General features: G+C 45.1%; 16 protein-coding genes. 11 read left to right on the top strand and 5 right to left on the bottom strand.

Annotation, left to right across the window (positions count from 1 at the left end):
• Positions 1 to 305 precede the first annotated feature (305 nt).
• The gene (gene dnaA / locus BC343_RS19975) at positions 306 to 1,730 is read left to right on the top strand and encodes a chromosomal replication initiator protein DnaA (RefSeq protein WP_078349558.1); all 1,425 of its coding nucleotides are present in this window, start codon (positions 306 to 308) and stop codon (positions 1,728 to 1,730) included.
• A gap of 164 nt (positions 1,731 to 1,894) precedes the next feature.
• Here the strand turns inward: dnaA and map are convergent, their stop codons facing one another.
• Positions 1,895 to 2,659, bottom strand: coding sequence for a type I methionyl aminopeptidase (gene map, locus BC343_RS19970; protein ID WP_078349557.1), 765 nt, complete (start codon positions 2,657 to 2,659; stop codon positions 1,895 to 1,897).
• A gap of 520 nt (positions 2,660 to 3,179) precedes the next feature.
• On the opposite strand from map, the gene BC343_RS19960 reads away from it, so the two are divergent.
• Together BC343_RS19960 and BC343_RS19955 are read left to right on the top strand one after the other, a co-directional pair.
• Positions 3,180 to 3,407, top strand: coding sequence for a hypothetical protein (locus BC343_RS19960; protein WP_078349555.1), 228 nt, complete (start codon positions 3,180 to 3,182; stop codon positions 3,405 to 3,407).
• Between the two features lie 43 nt (positions 3,408 to 3,450).
• Positions 3,451 to 3,906, top strand: coding sequence for a nuclear transport factor 2 family protein (locus tag BC343_RS19955; RefSeq protein WP_078349554.1), 456 nt, complete (start codon positions 3,451 to 3,453; stop codon positions 3,904 to 3,906).
• Between the two features lie 84 nt (positions 3,907 to 3,990).
• On the opposite strand, the gene BC343_RS19950 is transcribed toward BC343_RS19955, so the two are convergent.
• Complete coding sequence (locus tag BC343_RS19950; protein WP_078349553.1) at positions 3,991 to 4,725, bottom strand: LytR/AlgR family response regulator transcription factor; 735 nt, start codon at positions 4,723 to 4,725, stop codon at positions 3,991 to 3,993.
• Positions 4,725 to 5,705, bottom strand: a complete 981-nt coding sequence (locus tag BC343_RS19945) for a sensor histidine kinase (protein WP_162276902.1) — start codon at positions 5,703 to 5,705, stop codon at positions 4,725 to 4,727. The genes BC343_RS19950 and BC343_RS19945 overlap by 1 nt, the downstream gene beginning before the upstream one ends.
• 281 nt (positions 5,706 to 5,986) lie before the next feature.
• Here BC343_RS19945 and BC343_RS19940 point away from each other — a divergent pair, with 281 nt between their 5' ends.
• Together BC343_RS19940 and BC343_RS19935 are read left to right on the top strand one after the other, a co-directional pair.
• On the top strand, positions 5,987 to 7,048 hold the full coding sequence (locus BC343_RS19940) for a DUF4932 domain-containing protein (protein WP_078349551.1): 1,062 nt from the start codon (positions 5,987 to 5,989) through the stop codon (positions 7,046 to 7,048).
• A 338-nt stretch (positions 7,049 to 7,386) separates the two neighbouring features.
• Positions 7,387 to 8,274 (top strand): DUF4349 domain-containing protein, encoded by an 888-nt coding sequence (locus tag BC343_RS19935; protein WP_078349550.1) that lies wholly within the window; start codon positions 7,387 to 7,389, stop codon positions 8,272 to 8,274.
• A gap of 250 nt (positions 8,275 to 8,524) precedes the next feature.
• Here BC343_RS19935 and ettA read toward each other — a convergent pair whose 3' ends face one another.
• Entirely contained in the window at positions 8,525 to 10,207 is a 1,683-nt protein-coding gene (ettA, locus tag BC343_RS19930; RefSeq protein WP_078349549.1) for an energy-dependent translational throttle protein EttA, read from the bottom strand.
• Between the two features lie 151 nt (positions 10,208 to 10,358).
• On the opposite strand from ettA, the gene BC343_RS19925 reads away from it, so the two are divergent.
• The 6 genes from BC343_RS19925 (at position 10,359) to BC343_RS19900 (ending at position 15,524) form a co-directional block, all read left to right on the top strand.
• A complete protein-coding gene (locus tag BC343_RS19925; protein WP_238381813.1) occupies positions 10,359 to 10,568 on the top strand; it encodes a UPF0175 family protein in 210 nt (69 codons plus the stop codon).
• Positions 10,561 to 11,025 (top strand): DUF3368 domain-containing protein, encoded by a 465-nt coding sequence (locus BC343_RS19920; protein ID WP_078349548.1) that lies wholly within the window; start codon positions 10,561 to 10,563, stop codon positions 11,023 to 11,025. Before BC343_RS19925 ends, BC343_RS19920 begins: the two co-directional genes overlap by 8 nt.
• 438 nt (positions 11,026 to 11,463) lie before the next feature.
• Positions 11,464 to 14,004, top strand: a complete 2,541-nt coding sequence (locus BC343_RS19915) for an ATP-dependent Clp protease ATP-binding subunit (RefSeq protein ID WP_078349547.1) — start codon at positions 11,464 to 11,466, stop codon at positions 14,002 to 14,004.
• Between the two features lie 158 nt (positions 14,005 to 14,162).
• Positions 14,163 to 14,429: a hypothetical protein gene (locus tag BC343_RS19910; RefSeq protein WP_143822277.1), complete on the top strand. Its 267-nt coding sequence runs from the start codon at positions 14,163 to 14,165 to the stop codon at positions 14,427 to 14,429.
• Entirely contained in the window at positions 14,430 to 14,909 is a 480-nt protein-coding gene (locus BC343_RS19905) for an RNA polymerase sigma factor (protein WP_078349545.1), read from the top strand.
• 3 nt (positions 14,910 to 14,912) lie between these two features.
• On the top strand, positions 14,913 to 15,524 hold the full coding sequence (locus BC343_RS19900; protein ID WP_078349544.1) for a hypothetical protein: 612 nt from the start codon (positions 14,913 to 14,915) through the stop codon (positions 15,522 to 15,524).
• Positions 15,525 to 15,542: 18 nt separating this feature from the next.
• On the opposite strand, the gene BC343_RS19895 is transcribed toward BC343_RS19900, so the two are convergent.
• The gene (locus BC343_RS19895) at positions 15,543 to 16,586 is read right to left on the bottom strand and encodes a carboxypeptidase-like regulatory domain-containing protein (RefSeq protein ID WP_078349543.1); all 1,044 of its coding nucleotides are present in this window, start codon (positions 16,584 to 16,586) and stop codon (positions 15,543 to 15,545) included.
• Positions 16,587 to 16,624: the final 38 nt, after the last annotated feature.

Raw genomic sequence — 16,624 nt, 5'->3', positions numbered from 1 at the left:
ATTTAGAGCAAATAGAGGTAAGGCAAGCCGGAACTTTTCCACACAAGCGGAAATACAATTGCTGTTTAAACTTTAAAAACTGCGTTTGCGACGCGTACGGGCACATATTTGCCGTAAGCATGCGAAAGATAGCATTTTATATGAATTACGCGTTAAAAAATGGTGCTTTTTGAATAAATATATTTCGGAAAAATTGTTGAAAAGTATTTTTTAATTGGCTTTTTTTCCGAATATTCGATGTTCCGAAACGGCCGAAAAAATCGTTTTGAGACGTACTGGAAATCAAAGAATTACTACTATCTACTATGGAAAAAACTTGTACTAACGTTTGGAATAGCTGCTTGCAGATCATCAAAGACAATATACCGGCCCAGAGTTTTAAGACCTGGTTCGAGCCGATAAAAGCCTTGAGGATGGAAGGGAGCGTGCTTACCATTCAGGTACCAAGTTTGTTTTTTTACGAATGGCTCGAGGAGCATTACGTAGGCTTGTTACGCAAAACCATTAAGAAACAACTGGGAGACGAAGGCCGCTTGGAGTATAACATTGTTGTGGAGCAATCTACCAGCAAGCCGTATACTACCAACATGCCATCAAACGGCAACGGTGCCGAGGCTAAAAGCCAAAGCATGCCTATTCCCATTTCTATTAACAAGGATATTAAAAATCCTTTTGTTATACCGGGATTGAAGAAACTGAATGTAGACCCTCAGCTTAACCGTAACTACACCTTCGAAAGTTTTGTGGAAGGCGATTGTAACCGCCTTGCCCGTTCGGCAGGTTATGCGGTAGCGGCCAAACCGGGCGGCACCTCGTTTAACCCGCTGATGATATACGGTGGTGTTGGACTGGGTAAAACCCACTTAGCACAAGCTATTGGTAACGAAATAAAACGCACCCTGCCCGATAAGCTGGTGCTATACGTAAGCTGCGAGAAATTTACCCAGCAGTTTGTTGATGCCCTTAAGCACAATAACATTAACGATTTTGTGAACTTTTACCAGGCCATTGATGTACTCATTATGGATGATGTGCACAACTTTGCCGGTAAAGAAAAAACACAGGATTTCTTCTTCCACATCTTCAACCACCTGCACCAAAGCGGCAAACAACTGATCATTACATCAGACAAAGCCCCTAAGGATCTGGCCGGTTTAGAAGAGCGCTTGCTATCGCGTTTCAAATGGGGCCTATCTGCAGATCTGCAGATTCCTGATTTGGAAACCCGCATGGCCATCCTGAAAAACAAGATCTACCAGGACGGCATCGAACTATCAAACGATGTGGTTGAGTACGTTGCCCACAACATTGATAACAACGTGCGCGAGCTGGAAGGCGCCATGGTATCATTGCTGGCACAATCAACCCTTAACCGCAAGGAGATAGATTTGAACCTGGCTAAGCAGATGCTGAAGAATTTCGTAAAAAATTCGGCCAAGGAAATTTCTATGGAATACATCCAAAGCCTGGTTTGCGAGTATTTTGAGGTGCCTATCGAAATGATAAAATCGCAAACCCGCAAGCGCGAAATTGTACAGGCCCGCCAAATATCAATGTACCTGGCCAAGGCGCACACCAAAAGCTCATTAAAATCTATCGGCCACTTCTTCGGCGGCCGCGACCACTCAACCGTTATCTACGCCTGCCAAACCGTAGAAGACCTGATAGATACCGATAAGAAATTTAAAGGCTACGTTGCCGATATTCAGAAGAAACTGAAGATGTCGTAATCCTTTGTCATGCTGAGGGACGAAGCATCTATTCGCCGATTTGCAAATCTAATATTGCATTGTGGCTAACAGATCCTTCGCTGCGCTCAAGGATGACAAAAAATTATAAACGAGAAAAGCCCCGCAAATTGCAGGGCTTTTCTCGTTTATAAGGATATGCTAAATTAATCCCAAATACCGTTTTGCGCGGTGAATATTACGGGCTGCCCGCCGGTTACCATAATGGTGTGCTCGTGCTGGGCCACAAAGCCGCCTTTGTTGCCTGTCATGGTCCAACCGTCGGCCTGCGAATTGGCAATGGTTGATTTGGTGGAGATGAAAGTTTCTATCGCCACAACTGAGTTCTTTTTAAAGCGCGTTGTATTGTACTTATCGCAGTAGTTTGCTATTTCGTGAGGTTCTTCGTGCAGGCTGCGGCCAACGCCGTGCCCTGTAAGGTTTTTTATAACGGTGTAGCCTGCCTTTTTAGCTTCTGTTTCTATCAGCCTGCCAATTTCAGATACGCGTACCCCACCTTTTATGTTGCTGATAGCTTTTTTCAATATCTCTTTCGAGGCTTCTACCAGTTTACCATGGCCGTGTATATCTTCACCCAAAACAAACGAGCCGCCATTATCGGCCCAAAAGCCGTTTAGCTCTGCCGATACATCTATATTCACCAGGTCGCCTTCCTGTAATATCTTATCTGTAGATGGTACGCCGTGCGCCACTTCGCCGTTTACGCAAATGCAGGTATAGCCCGGAAAATCATAAGTAAGCTTTGGTGCCGAAACTGCGCCCATTTCCAGTAACAATTGGCCGCCAAAATCGTCGAGCTGCTTGGTTGACATGCCCGGGGTGGCAAACTCGCGCATCTTTTTCAATGTAATGGCAACAGCATCGCTCGCCTGTTGCATGCCGTTTCTTTCCTCGTCGCTGTTTATAGACATATTTTACTTTTAGAGGCGCAAAATTAGGGATTTGTGGGGTGATAACCTATCATCTAAGCTCAATGTAACCAATACTTACTTCCTGAACAGAATATTTGTTTACTTTGAGAAAACAATTAAGCCCCCGTTCTATGAAGAAAATTATACTTTTTGTCTTTCTCCCACTTGCCTTCTCTTACAATGCATTTTGCCAATCAATTACACCCGGGCAATACCTTGAAATGACGCTTGCTTATAACCCGGAAACAAAAATATTAACGGGCTTTTACACAGTGGCACCGGGGACGACGGGCATGGAGAGCCTCTTTTTACATGCATATTTTACCTGGAGGGTAAGGTTGTTAACGGCAAAGCTACAATAAGCACTTATTTCCCACCGTCGAAATTAAAAGGCGAAACAGACGACATTATCCCCGGCACATTCACTTATAAATCGGCAACTGAAGCAGACATAAAACTAAAAGAAGAACACGGTGGCTGCTGGAATGTAGAGCATTTTGCCGATAGCGTAAACCGCCTCGTGCTCACCAAAAAAGAAAACTGGATAGCCATAAAATATGCTGTAACCCCGAAAACCTATTTTTATAAAGACGACAAAACCACGCAACGGAAAGGCTATGTTTTAGCGGGCGATGTGGTTTATATAGATACCGAAAAGGATGGCTGGGCACATTGCACTTACATTACCGACAAATGGAAAAGGATTACAGGCTGGATGAAATCTGCCGATCTCAACGTTTTGAAATAACAGCAGATATTGCCTAACTTGTCACTCGCCAAAACTAAACACCATGAAAAAAATATTCCTTGCTTTAGCGCTTATAGTGCTCGCCACACCTGCCTTCTGCCAAACCGATAAAGAAGATATCAAGAAAACCATCACCACCATGTTTGATGCCATGCGCAAAGGCGATAGCACCATGCTGAAGGCCACCTTTGCCGATGGCATCGCTTTCCAGGGACTGAAGCCAACTGCTGATGGTAGTTATACACTCGAAAACGAGAACCCTGCCGGCTTTATTAAATCGGTAGGTACGCCGCATAAAGAAGTTTACGACGAACGCATCACCTTTGGCGATATAAAAGTTGACGGGTCACTCGCCAGCGTATGGACTCCTTATAAATTTTACTTGGGCGATAAATTCAGCCATTGCGGCATCGATTTTTTCCAACTCATGAAAACCAAAGCCGGCTGGAAGATTATTTACATCATAGATACCCGCCGCAAGGATAATTGCCCTGAATAAAGTCGTAAGTTTTAAGTCTGTAGTCTTTAGAGGCTCTATCCGTAATGCGGCCAAACTTAGGACTTCCGACTTAAGACTCAATACTTAGGGCTTAAGACTTATAACATTATAAAACCCATCCCTGTAGCTATCCCCTACGGGGATTATTGTTTCGCCTATAAAAATGCGGCTGCGTTCGATGTAGGTAATATGCTTTAGCGCCACAATAAATGATTTATGCACCCGCACAAAATCATCCCCGGGCAACTGTTCGGCTATGCGTTTAAGGGTTTGCAGGCTCATGATGCGCTCGGCAGGCGTTTGTATACTGACGTAATTTTGCAACCCTTCTATGTACAATATCTCATCAAGGTTTACCCGTTGTATGCGGTGTTCGGTTTTTACAAAAAGGTAGTTAGTACTATTGGCTTGTTGCAGCGGGGCAATCTGCTGACGCTGCGGGCTGTTTACGGCATCTGTGCTGCCAAAAGCCTGTAAAGCTTTCTCTGCCGCACGGTAAAGCCTGTCGAAAGCGATGGGCTTCAGCAGGTAATCAACTACGTCGTGCTCATAGCCGTCCAGCGCGTACTCGCTATAGGCCGTAGTTAAAATAACTTTGCACTGCCAGCCTGCTATTTTGATGAACTGCAGCCCGTTCAGTTCCGGCATCTGAATATCGAGGAATACCAGGTTAATGCCCTGCTCGCGCACAATACCCAGCCCCGCCACCGGGTCGGTAGTAGTAGCCGCCAATTCCAGGAACGGAATTTTCCCTATATAGTCCGCAATAATATCAATGGCAAGCGGCTTATCATCAACTACAAGGCATTTTAACCGCATCAGTTCTGTTTTAAAATTAAATTCACTTCGTAAAACCCGGCCTCATCCTTTACAGTTAACCGGTGCCTGTCGGGGTATATCAATTGCAGGCGGCGCTGCACATTGCTTAAACCTATACCGCCGGTGCTATCTTTAAGCCCGTTGTTCTTTCTGTTGCGCACATTAAAAATAACGCCCAGGTTATCGGCATGCAGGTAAATTCCTACCGGGTGTTCCGGGTCATTCCAAACACCGTGCTTAAAGGCATTCTCTACAAATGCAATAAACAGCAACGATGCTACGGGTTGCTCGCCAATATAACCTTCCTGCGTAAAATTAATATATGCCTGCCCTTTTGCACCTATGCGTTGCAGCGCTATGGCGTTCTCTAAATATTCCACCTCCCGGTTCAGGGGCATAAAATCTTCGTTGCCCTCGCGCAGCATGTAGCGCAGCATTACCGATAGTTTCAGCAGCGCCTCAGGCGCCATATCCGATTTTTGGTACGTGAGCGCATAAATATCATTAATGGTATTGAACAAAAAATGCGGGTTTACCTGCGACCGCAGGAAGGCCAGTTCGGTAGCCAGCTTCTCTTTCTGCAATTCCTGGTGGCGACGGCTGTTGCAGTACCAGTTCTCGGCAAAAAAGTAGGCCATGCCGTACATAAAGTACCCCGGGAAATAGTAGAAAACGATGTTGCTTATATACCGCTTTGCCGGCCAAATATTCCCCCGGTAGTTATCAAAACCAAGCACCGGCAAAAAGAAGCCATACTCCAGTGTATACCGCAACGCAATAATAAAACCCAGGCAAAGTACAGTGGCAACCAAGCCAACAAAATATTTTTTCCGCACAAAAAACTGCGGTGCTATAAACAGATAACTGCCGTAAAAACAGCTCATGAAAATAAGTGCGTAGCCCAGCTCTATCAGCAAGTATTTAAAGAATAGTAAAGCATCGGGCGTAGCCCCCTGGTAAGAGAACAAGCTGTTTGACATGAACTTGGGGACAGCATTGCTTAAAACAAACACAGCCCAAAACGCCACATGTAAAAGTATAAGATACTTCCGCTTCATTAGCGGTAAATATAGAGGGATGCCCCGGGCTTTTAAACTGTAATATATAAAAGCGGCATTGTTGGTGATAAATGCCCGCTATTGGCTGACGAACGTTAACACCACCTCTTTTCCCTGTTCATCAACAAATAAGCAGGGTTGGCCAATCGCAGTTGCGGCGATGCGTATAGCGGTTGATACTTGCACAGATCAATCACAAAAACATGAAAAAACTGCTTACCATTTGCCTCTTATCCATGCTGCCGCTGCTGGCGGTTTGCCAGGAAAAGCTTACTGTGAAGGTGCACCCCGGCGTAGAGCTATTCACCATTATCCAAATACTGGCCGAAAAATACCCCCAACCCAATCCATCGGCCTACAGCAAAGAGGCGCTGGAATACTTTGGGAAGTTTAAGGAGCACCCGGCGGTTAAAAAAGTACAATCTTTCGGCAACACGTATACCGACCTGGTGGAGCTGGGCTGGTGCATGAGTGATTTCCCGAACATTAAAATTTACGAACCCACCGGCGATGTAAACTGGTACAAAATGTACGGCAAAGAGAATGTGCTGGAGTACATAAAATTATGCCGCGACTTTTTCAACGATACCAAATTCTGGGATTTTTATCAGCAGCATCTGCCAAGTTACACAACTTGGGGCAACCAAATGAAGCATAAACTTGATTCGGTACAGTACATTAAAAACCTGCAGGATTTTTATAGGTATAATGCCGACGTGAAGTGGTACATCTGTATAGATCCGCTGAACAGTTGGGGCTCGCACGCCATCATGACAAAAACGCTCAACCCGCAATTTTCCGATCTGCTGGTATACAACACCGGCTATTTCACCCGTGGTGGCAAACCCGATGCCGACCCGGTATTTGAATTTAAGGATTTTGAAAACCTGGTATGGCACGAGGGCAGCCATGTTTATGTGAATACTTTGCTGAAAGAGCATGAGAAGGAAATTGACGCGCTGGAATACCTGTTCAACAAAGATGATGACGGGCAAAAACGCAATAACATTAGCACCTGGCGCTATTGCTTTGATGAAACATTGGTGCGCTCCATTACCGCCGCTCTCTACAAAAAATACCGTACCGAACGCCTCTATAAACGCCAATTAGCTAAAGAAACCCTCAGCGATTTTATTTATGTGGATGAGCTTGCCCCTTTTATTTACAATAATTACATCAACAGCAACAAATACAAAAACTTCACGGAGTTTTTTCCGCAGGTATTAAAGTTTCTGAAAGAGAAGCATCCGCAGCCGGGCAAGTAGGCCTTTTGAAGAACCCTGTAATGCCGGGCATTACAGGGTTCTTCATGTTTTACCATACCTATTTTCATAACAATAGGGTTACTTTTTATTGCCTAATGGTATCAATATAAAACCGATACATAGCCGTAAATTTTTAATTCCTCATTTAGCGACACCAAAATAAAAGAGCCAAACAGGCTCGGTTTGCTGCTGCCTTATATTGCCGCCGGATATGTTCCGCGCGGCTATTTTTATTTTTATAAATATCTAACTATCAATTACTTATAAAAAATAAATTCTAAAATTCCGGGTTACTATTTCATGATATTGGGTATAAATACTAAACCGAACGAATCATCATGAGAACAAAAATTTTAGTTGTGCTGGCAGGCGTTGCATTGCTGGCAGCGTGTAAAGGAAAATCAGGAAATTATGAATATGCCAATACCGATAACCGCTCAGCAACGGCAGACACGGTGGGCATTGCGGCCGACACCACCATTGCCGAGAACGCCAAACTGATAAAAACTGCCGATATGGCCTTCAAAGTAAAAAATGTACAGCGAACCGGCGATTCTGTTTCCGCACTAACCAACCGTTATGGCGGCATGGTAATGCACCACCAAATGCACTCGAATGTTGTAAACAGCCAGGATATCCGCGTAAGCGATGATTCGGTGATGCACGTTTCGGCCTTTAGCACAGCTGCGGACATGACCGTGCGGGTACCATCAGAAAAACTGGAAGATTTCATGGTGAAGGTTAGCCACATGGGCATGTACATTACCTCGCGCCAAATGGATATTGCCGACAAATCGTTAGACTACCTGTCGGAGAAAATGAAACTGAACAACCGTCGCGAACTCATCGCCCAGCAAAAAAGCGGAAAGATAAATATCAAAGATCCATCTGCCGTATTATGGCTAAAGGACGACCTGGTTGACGGCCAAATAAACAACCAGCGCATTGATGCCGCGGTAAAATACAGCAACATTAGCCTCGCCTTTTACCAAAGCAATACCATTGTAAAAGAGATGGTTGCTAACGATGACCCTTCATCTTACCAGTTACCTTTCTTTAAACGCCTGTGGATGGCTATTGTGAATGGTTGGTTGATGTTTACAGAAGTAATACTTGCACTGGCAAACCTGTGGGTGTTTGGGGTGATGGGCTTGGGACTGTGGTTGGCTTATAGGGTTTACAGGAAGAGGTTTGTGACGGTGCCTAAATCGATTATAACTCAATAGCATAAATTACCGTTTGTCATTGCGAGCCGCCGGGAGGGGCATGAGCGAAAAGGGGGCGGCGCGGCAATCTCGTCGCTACAGATTACCGATATGCATACGACGAGATTGCCACAGCCGCCTGCGCTCTCACCCCGCGCAAGGCTTCGCAATGACATACTGGCAAACAGCACGAGCCTCGGCTTTCGCCGAGGCTCGTGCTGTTTATTATCGTTTCTTGTCTCTTGATTCTTAGTTCTTGACTCTAAAAAAACTACTCCACCAACTTCTTATACTTGATCCTCTTAGGAGCCACATCGCCCAGGCGTTTCTTACGGTTCTCTTCGTAATCGCTGTAGTTACCCTCGAAAAAGTACACCTGTGAGTTGCCTTCAAAAGCCAGTATGTGGGTACAAATACGATCCAGGAACCAACGGTCGTGGCTAATGATAACCGCGCAGCCGCCGAAGTTCTCTAAAGCTTCTTCTAACGAACGCAATGTGTTCACGTCGATATCGTTGGTAGGCTCATCCAGCAGCAGCACATTCGATCCTTTTTTCAACGTGATAGAAAGGTGCACGCGGTTACGCTCGCCGCCCGATAATACACCTACTTTCTTTTGCTGATCGGCACCGTTGAAGTTGAAGCGCGATACATAGGCGCGCGCGTTTAACGGGCGGTTGCCCACCATAATGGTGTCCAGGCCGCCGGTTACGTTTTCGTAAACAGATTTATTGGGGTCAAGGTCGTCGTGCATTTGGTCAACATAACCTAAGGCAACCGTCTCCCCTACGCGGAAGGTACCGGCATCAGGTGTATCCTGCCCGGTTATCAGGCGGAACAGTGTTGTTTTACCCGCACCGTTAGGGCCTATAATGCCTACTATACCCGCAGGCGGCAACGAGAAAGTCAGGTTCTCGAACAGTACTTTATCGCCATAAGCTTTGGTAACATTGTTAGCCTCTATCACCACATTCCCCAAACGCGGGCCCGGCGGAATAAACAACTCCAGTTTTTCTTCCCTGTCCTTTGTTTCTTCCGAAGCTAATTTGTCGTAGTTAGATAAACGGGCCTTTGATTTGGCGTGGCGGCCCTTAGGGCCCATGCGCACCCATTCCAGCTCGCGCTCCAGGGTTTTTTGGCGTTTACTCTCACTCTTTTCTTCCTGGGCAAGGCGTTTAGATTTTTGATCCAACCACGATGAATAGTTGCCTTTCCATGGCAGGCCCTCGCCCCTATCAAGCTCCAGTATCCAGCCTGCCACGTTATCCAAAAAGTAGCGATCGTGAGTTACGGCAATTACGGTACCTTTATATTGCTGCAAGTGTTGTTCCAACCAGTCGATAGATTCAGCATCTAAGTGGTTGGTAGGCTCATCTAATAACAATACATCCGGTTCCTGCAGTAGCAAACGGCACAAGGCCACGCGGCGACGCTCACCACCCGATAGTACCGATATTTTGGTATCCGGGTCGGGGCAGCGCAGGGCATCCATGGCGCGCTCCAGCTTGGTATCAAGCTCCCAGGCATTCACGGCATCTATCTGATCTTGCAGTTCGCCCTGGCGGTTCATCAGCTTCTCCATTTTATCGGCATCGCTATAATATTCCTCCAGCCCGAATTTCTCGTTTATCTCTTCGTATTCTTTCAGTAAAGCCGTAGTGGCTGCAACGCCTTCTTCTACAATTTCTTTTACGGTTTTGTTAGGGTCAAGCTCAGGCTCCTGGCTCAGGTAGCCCACGGTGTAGCCCGGCGAAAACACCACCTCGCCAATGTTGGTTTTATCTATCCCTGCAATGATCTTGAGCAGGCTCGATTTACCCGAACCATTTAAACCGATAACGCCAATTTTGGCACCATAGAAAAACGACAGGTATATATTTTTGAGTACTGTTTTTTGCGGCGGGTAAACTTTGCTCACCCCTGCCATAGAAAATATGATCTTCTCGTCAGCCATACTATACAGATTGATTTATAATGTACAAGGCTTCAAATATCTTGTAAATAAGGTTCGCAACAAAATTATTGTAATACTGTGCGTAAAGATTTTCACGATGGAAACTCATTCACCTTCGACAGAAAAACACTATCTTTATATTATGACGACCATGACACTTCAAGTTCCGGAACAACTGGAGAAAGAGCACGACGATACCGTGCGTTTTCTGGCTGCCAAGTTATACGAAGCTGATAAGCTTACACTTGGGCAGGCAGCAGAAATGTGTGGAATGAAGAAATGGGATTTTGCTGAAATACTCATCAATTTTGGCGTGCACTACCTCGACCAAAGTATCGAAGCAGACCTGAAAAATGACTGATAAACTCACCGTTGTAATAACGGATACCAGTTGCTTCATCATCTTAGAGAAACTACAGGCTTTACACCTTCTACCGCAATTATTCGGTAATATTATTACCACTCCTGAGATAGCCGCAGAATATGGCAACCCTTTGCCCGATTGGGTAAATATCCAAACCGTCACCAATACCGAACTCCAGCAACAGTTGGCGCAACAGGTAGATCCGGGTGAGGCAAGTGCCATTGCCTTAGCTGCTGAAATTGATTGTGATTACTTGTTAACAGACGACAAAGATGCAAGGAAGCTTGCTGCCAAACGAGGCATTGCCATAAAAGGCTCAGGCGGCGTGCTTTTATTGGCTAAAGAGTTAGGAGCCATTCCGCTTTTAAAACCCTACCTCGAAAAAATGCAACAAACCAACTTCCGCATATCTTCTCAATTAATAGAGGCATTGCTTCGCGATGCCGGCGAATAGAACAATTCCATTGTAAATTTTCACGCAAAATTCATCCGATAACTTGTATATTACATTACAATTGTTTTGGTTTGCTAATAATGGCTTAACATACGGCGGGGCAAAATTAACGCATGCCGTATTGTCATACAAAACGTGACTATTTGCCCGCAAACTTCATAAAAACGGGCAATTTGTTACACAGGTTAAACTAAACCGGCAAAAGCAGCTCATAACATAAACAATTGCCGTATTGGGGCTGATGCACAGGTGTTTCTAAAGTTTAAAAAACAAAAACTGCTATATTCATATTCCGTTTAAACAGGGCTTTCTTCATAAAACTGTCTGTTTGCAAAAAGGGTAAAAAGTTGGCAACATTGTTGATAAATCTAAAAACGAACGCCTTGTTTAACAGAGATAATTTTATAGATTAGGACGATCATAATCAGAAAGGTATATATGGAAGCTAAATTTTCGCCGCGGGTAAAAGATGTGATTCAGTACAGCAGGGAAGAGGCGTTGCGCCTTGGCCACGATTATATTGGAACGGAGCACCTTTTGCTCGGCCTTATTCGCGATGGCGATGGCGTGGCAATCAAATTATTAAAAGGGCTAACTGTTGATACCGCCAAATTACGCCGTGCTGTGGAAGATGCCGTAAAAGGCACCATTGGCACCAACGTACATATAGGCAGTATACCCTTAACCAAACAGGCCGAAAAAGTATTAAAAATCACCTACCTGGAAGCGAAAATATTTAAAAGCGATGTTATAGGTACCGAGCACCTGCTGCTCTCTATCCTTCGCGATGAAGATAATATAGCTTCGCAGATTTTGACTCAATTCAGCGTGAATTACGAAGTATTTAAGAGCGAAGTAGAATCGCATAAAAACGACGTTACCGACGAGATGCCCGGATCATCAACCGGTGGCGACGACGACTTTAAAGAAGACGACAACTTTACCCAACCAAAAAAGGTATCGGATATCAAATCAAAAACCCCGGTGCTGGATAACTTTGGCCGCGACCTGACCAAAGCTGCCGAAGAAGGCAAGCTTGACCCTATTGTAGGCCGCGAAAAAGAGATAGAACGTGTATCGCAGATCCTGAGCCGCCGTAAAAAGAATAACCCTATCCTGATAGGCGAACCCGGCGTAGGTAAAAGCGCCATTGCCGAAGGTTTGGCATTGCGCATTGTTCAGCGTAAAGTATCGCGTGTGTTGTTCAACAAACGCGTGGTAACTTTAGATCTTGCCTCGCTGGTAGCCGGTACCAAATACCGTGGCCAGTTCGAGGAGCGTATGAAAGCTGTGATGAACGAGTTGGAGAAATCTCCGGACGTTATCCTCTTCATCGACGAGATACATACCATTGTTGGTGCAGGCGGCGCATCAGGCTCGCTTGATGCCTCTAACATGTTTAAACCGGCTTTGGCCCGTGGAGAGATACAATGCATTGGCGCAACAACGCTTGATGAGTACCGCCAGTACATCGAAAAAGATGGCGCTTTAGACCGCCGTTTCCAAAAGGTAATGGTAGAACCTGCTACACCTGATGAAACCGTTGAGATACTGAACCGCATTAAAGAGAAATACGAAGAGCACCACGGCGTAACTTACACCGATGAGGCTATCAACGCCTGCGTGGCTTTAACCACCCGCTACATTACAGACAGGTTTTTACCGGACAAAGCTATTGATGCGCTTGACGAATCGGGCTCGCGTGTTCACTTAACCAATATCCACGTACCACAACAGATACTGGATATTGAGCAGAAGATAGAGCAGATAAAAATTGAAAAGAATAAGGTTGTTCGCAGCCAGAAATACGAAGAAGCAGCCAAACTGCGCGATACCGAGAAGCACCTGTTAGAGGAGCTTGACCAGGCTAAAGCCGTTTGGGAAGCCGAAACAAAATCTAAACGCTACACCGTATCTGAAGATAACGTTGCCGAAGTAGTGGCTATGATGACCGGCATACCGGTACAACGCGTAGGCCAGGCCGACAGCCTGAAATTGCTGAACATGACCGATACTATTTCGGGCAAAATCATTGGCCAGGATGATGCTATTAAAAAGCTGACCCGCGCCATTCAGCGCACCCGTGCAGGCTTGAAGGATCCTAAAAAACCAATAGGCTCGTTCATTTTCTTAGGCCCTACCGGTGTTGGTAAAACGGAGCTTGCTAAAGAGCTTGCCCGCTTTATGTTTGATACCGAGGATGCACTGATCCAAATAGACATGAGCGAATACATGGAGAAATTCGCCGTGTCGCGCTTAGTAGGTGCGCCTCCGGGCTACGTAGGTTACGAAGAAGGTGGGCAGCTTACCGAAAAAGTACGCCGCAAACCATATGCTGTAGTATTGTTGGATGAGATAGAAAAAGCTCACCCTGATGTGTTCAACATACTGCTGCAAGTATTGGATGAAGGCCAGCTGACCGACTCATTAGGCCGCAAGGTTGACTTCAGGAATACCATCATCATCATGACATCTAACATTGGCGCACGCCAGTTAAAAGATTTTGGCCAGGGTGTTGGTTTTACTACCAATGCAAAAGCAACACAGGCAGATGCACACTCACGTGGCGTGATCGAGAATGCTTTGAAACGCGCTTTCGCTCCTGAGTTCCTGAACCGTATCGACGATGTTATAGTGTTCAACTCGCTGGGTAAAGATGAGATATTCAAAATTATCGATATCGAACTGGCAGCCTTATTTGGTCGTGTGAACAGCCTTGGTTTCAAAATTGAACTGACCCTTGCAGCTAAGGACTTTATTGCCGACAAAGGTTACGATTCGCAATTTGGTGCACGCCCGCTTAAACGCGCCATCCAGAAATACCTGGAAGATCCAATTGCCGAAGAAATACTGAAAGGCGAACTTACCGAAGGCGATGTAATGGAAGTTGACTTTGACAAAGAAACCGAACAGGTAAAAGTTATAGCCAAAAACAAAGCCGCCGGCGAAGACAAAACGCCCGAAGAGCAACAACAATAAGCTGCTTAAGCTTCATTAAATATTCAAGCCCGTTTACGAAAGTAAGCGGGCTTTTTTGTGCTACACCCAATCATAATCATATCAGCGGCTTATTTTAATTTATTTTAGCCATCATGTAATAATTTGCTTCCGGATGGTACTTATTGCAAAAATGAAATATGAAAACTTTATCAACTCCATCTGTACAAATTTGCCCGGCGAGATATAGCTTGATCGCTTATGGTTGCCTGTTAATTACCGCTATTGTGCTGTTCGTGCTAAAAGAATGGCAATATGGTTTTGCTATGCTCGGCATTAGTTTGGTTGCTATGCCCGGTAATCATAATAAGTTTACAGAACGCCCCCTGTGGCAACGCACATGGTTTGTACTCCACTTTGTTGTGTTATTAGGAGCAATGCTTTACCAAATTTTATCTAAACTTTAATTGGAAGAGCAGGAATTTTTAACGCAGGTAAAAAGCTGCCATGGGCTTATCCTTAAGCTGATAAACCTCTACGCTTATTCGGTAACTGACCGTAACGACCTTTACCAGGAGATACTATTAAACGCCTGGAATGGTCAAAAGGGTTTTAGGCAGGAAGCCAAATTCAGCACATGGCTTTACCAGGTGGCTATTAACACTATCTTCACTATAAACCGCAGAACACGGCCGGTAAGCTATACCGATTCTATAGAGCAATTCGTCATCCCCGTAGCGCCGCAAACCGAGCAAAGGGAAGAAGTGCATCAACTATATGCAGCTATAAGGCAATTGGCTGATGTGGATAGGGTAATAATTACTATGCATCTGGAGGGTTACGCCAACCCCGAAATTGCAAGCGTGCTTGGTATTACCGCAAATTACATAGGCGTAAAGCTGCACCGGATAAAAGATCAATTACAAAACATTTTAAAAGCAAGTTAAGCCATGGATATTGAACAAATATGGAAAGGGCACCAACCGGAAACCGCAGGTTTGCCCGAAGTACAGGGTATAGCGCAACTAAAGCCGGAGCAAAATAGTCCGCTAAAACGGATGAAGAAACTCCTTATTCAAAATATGGTGGGCGTGGGTATTTGCATAGGCATGTATGTTTGCATCCTGTATTTTTTTAACTACTGGCAAATACGAGCCTTAATTGGCATCACTCTTTTGTTTACGCTTTGGGGCTTACTAAGTGCCCGGCAACTTTACCGCTCGGTAGATGATGATGTATTGGCAGATAACTTACTGGCCGAACTAAAACGCAACCGCAACGCCCTTAACTCTTGGATGCGGATACAAATGCGGGTATCAGCTATTATCTATCCCTTCAGCGCAGCAGGCGGCTATCTGTGGGGTGGCGTATTTGCCTCCGGTAAAGATGTTACTACCTTTATGGACAAGCCAAGCGCTTGGTGGGTGCTGATTGCCTGTGTCATTATATTACCTCCGCTCGGTTATATGGCAGGTAAATGGATGTTTAACAAATCCTTCGGGAAAGTGATAGCGCAATTGGATACGAACATTGGAAATCTTGTGGTAGGTGGTACTGAGTAACATTGCTGGGGGCGAAAATTATTTCTCTACCGCATAATCTACCGGCAGCATCTCGGCCATACGGTTGAGGCCCCATGCGCCTTCAAAAAAAACATCGGCAGGGTTTGCAATGATGCCGTTCAGGTCGAAAAAGGCGTAGTCGCTTTTGATGGTTACTACTGTTGACCGGTTGCTTTTATATTTGATAGACAGGCAATCTTTAAAGCTAATAGCATATATACCGGAAAGATTGGTGGGGCGCAAAAATTCCGACTTTTCCAATGGCTTATTAATCAGCGTTTGTATATATTTATCAGAAAGGCCTTTCGACTGCGGGTTGGGTTTTCTGATAAGTCGGTAAGCCTTAAAATCTTTCAATTCTATGCTATCGCTAACCAATCCGCGTAAAAATTGCATACTCGACCCTTCGTAGGCTTCTTTGCGCCGCTTCTGCCATCGCTTTTTTTGTGATGCAGAACCATTCATATCCTCAAAAACCGACGATCCTGCAAAATATAAGACCCCTCCCCGCTCATCCCAATCGAAAGAGGCAAGCAAGTACTTAATTTTATAACCAAGGTATTTATTCTCCAGTTCAATAAAATCGTTAGATGAGCCGCTTAGTTTGCCCGTCTGCTTGTCGTAATCTAACGTAAGGGCATCGTAGTTTGTCAACTTACATTCGGCAGCAGCTTCCGAGGTACCCAAAAATTGGGTTTTAAACTTTGCAAAATTCTTCTCCCAGTCGTTTTCGCCGGTAATGGCCACCTCTTTTAACTCGGTTGTTTTCGCCTCAAGCTTAATGTCGGCCACAGTGATATCGGCGTTGGCGGCCAATACAACAATATGGTAAGTGCTATAACCCACAGCCGATGCTACCAGCTCGTATTGCCCGGGGCGCACATTGTATAGCGTAAATGTGCCGTCGTCGGTCGTTTTGCTGCCCACAGTAGCGTTACTTAAGAACACACTCACATTCCCTAATGGCTTGCCGCCCGTGGCGTTCAAAACCTTGCCGGTAATTTTAACTTGCGAAAACGCAGTAAGCGGCAAAAGCAGCAAAAAAAGCAGGTATTGTTTCATAAGGTTATTTACCAAATATAATAATTACAAAAGCCGTT

Origin of the sequence: Mucilaginibacter pedocola, from assembly GCF_002013915.1 — a bacterium.
GTDB lineage: Bacteria > Bacteroidota > Bacteroidia > Sphingobacteriales > Sphingobacteriaceae > Mucilaginibacter > Mucilaginibacter pedocola.
This window is presented reverse-complemented; position numbering and strand designations above follow the sequence as displayed.

Excerpts from the sequence above, each read along its gene's own strand:
- BC343_RS19900 (WP_078349544.1), top strand. The coding sequence starts at position 14,913 with ATGGATATTGAACAAATATGGAAAGGGCACCAACCGGAAACCGCAGGT.
- BC343_RS19925 (WP_238381813.1), top strand. The coding sequence starts at position 10,359 with ATGACACTTCAAGTTCCGGAACAACTGGAGAAAGAGCACGACGATACC.
- BC343_RS19920 (WP_078349548.1), top strand. The coding sequence starts at position 10,561 with ATGACTGATAAACTCACCGTTGTAATAACGGATACCAGTTGCTTCATC.
- BC343_RS19935 (WP_078349550.1), top strand. The coding sequence starts at position 7,387 with ATGAGAACAAAAATTTTAGTTGTGCTGGCAGGCGTTGCATTGCTGGCA.
- BC343_RS19915 (WP_078349547.1), top strand. The coding sequence starts at position 11,464 with ATGGAAGCTAAATTTTCGCCGCGGGTAAAAGATGTGATTCAGTACAGC.
- dnaA (WP_078349558.1), top strand. The coding sequence starts at position 306 with ATGGAAAAAACTTGTACTAACGTTTGGAATAGCTGCTTGCAGATCATC.
- BC343_RS19950 (WP_078349553.1), bottom strand. The coding sequence starts at position 4,725 with ATGCGGTTAAAATGCCTTGTAGTTGATGATAAGCCGCTTGCCATTGAT.
- map (WP_078349557.1), bottom strand. The coding sequence starts at position 2,659 with ATGTCTATAAACAGCGACGAGGAAAGAAACGGCATGCAACAGGCGAGC.
- BC343_RS19910 (WP_143822277.1), top strand. The coding sequence starts at position 14,163 with ATGAAAACTTTATCAACTCCATCTGTACAAATTTGCCCGGCGAGATAT.
- BC343_RS19955 (WP_078349554.1), top strand. The coding sequence starts at position 3,451 with ATGAAAAAAATATTCCTTGCTTTAGCGCTTATAGTGCTCGCCACACCT.
- BC343_RS19945 (WP_162276902.1), bottom strand. The coding sequence starts at position 5,705 with ATGTCAAACAGCTTGTTCTCTTACCAGGGGGCTACGCCCGATGCTTTA.
- BC343_RS19895 (WP_078349543.1), bottom strand. The coding sequence starts at position 16,586 with ATGAAACAATACCTGCTTTTTTTGCTGCTTTTGCCGCTTACTGCGTTT.
- ettA (WP_078349549.1), bottom strand. The coding sequence starts at position 10,207 with ATGGCTGACGAGAAGATCATATTTTCTATGGCAGGGGTGAGCAAAGTT.
- BC343_RS19940 (WP_078349551.1), top strand. The coding sequence starts at position 5,987 with ATGAAAAAACTGCTTACCATTTGCCTCTTATCCATGCTGCCGCTGCTG.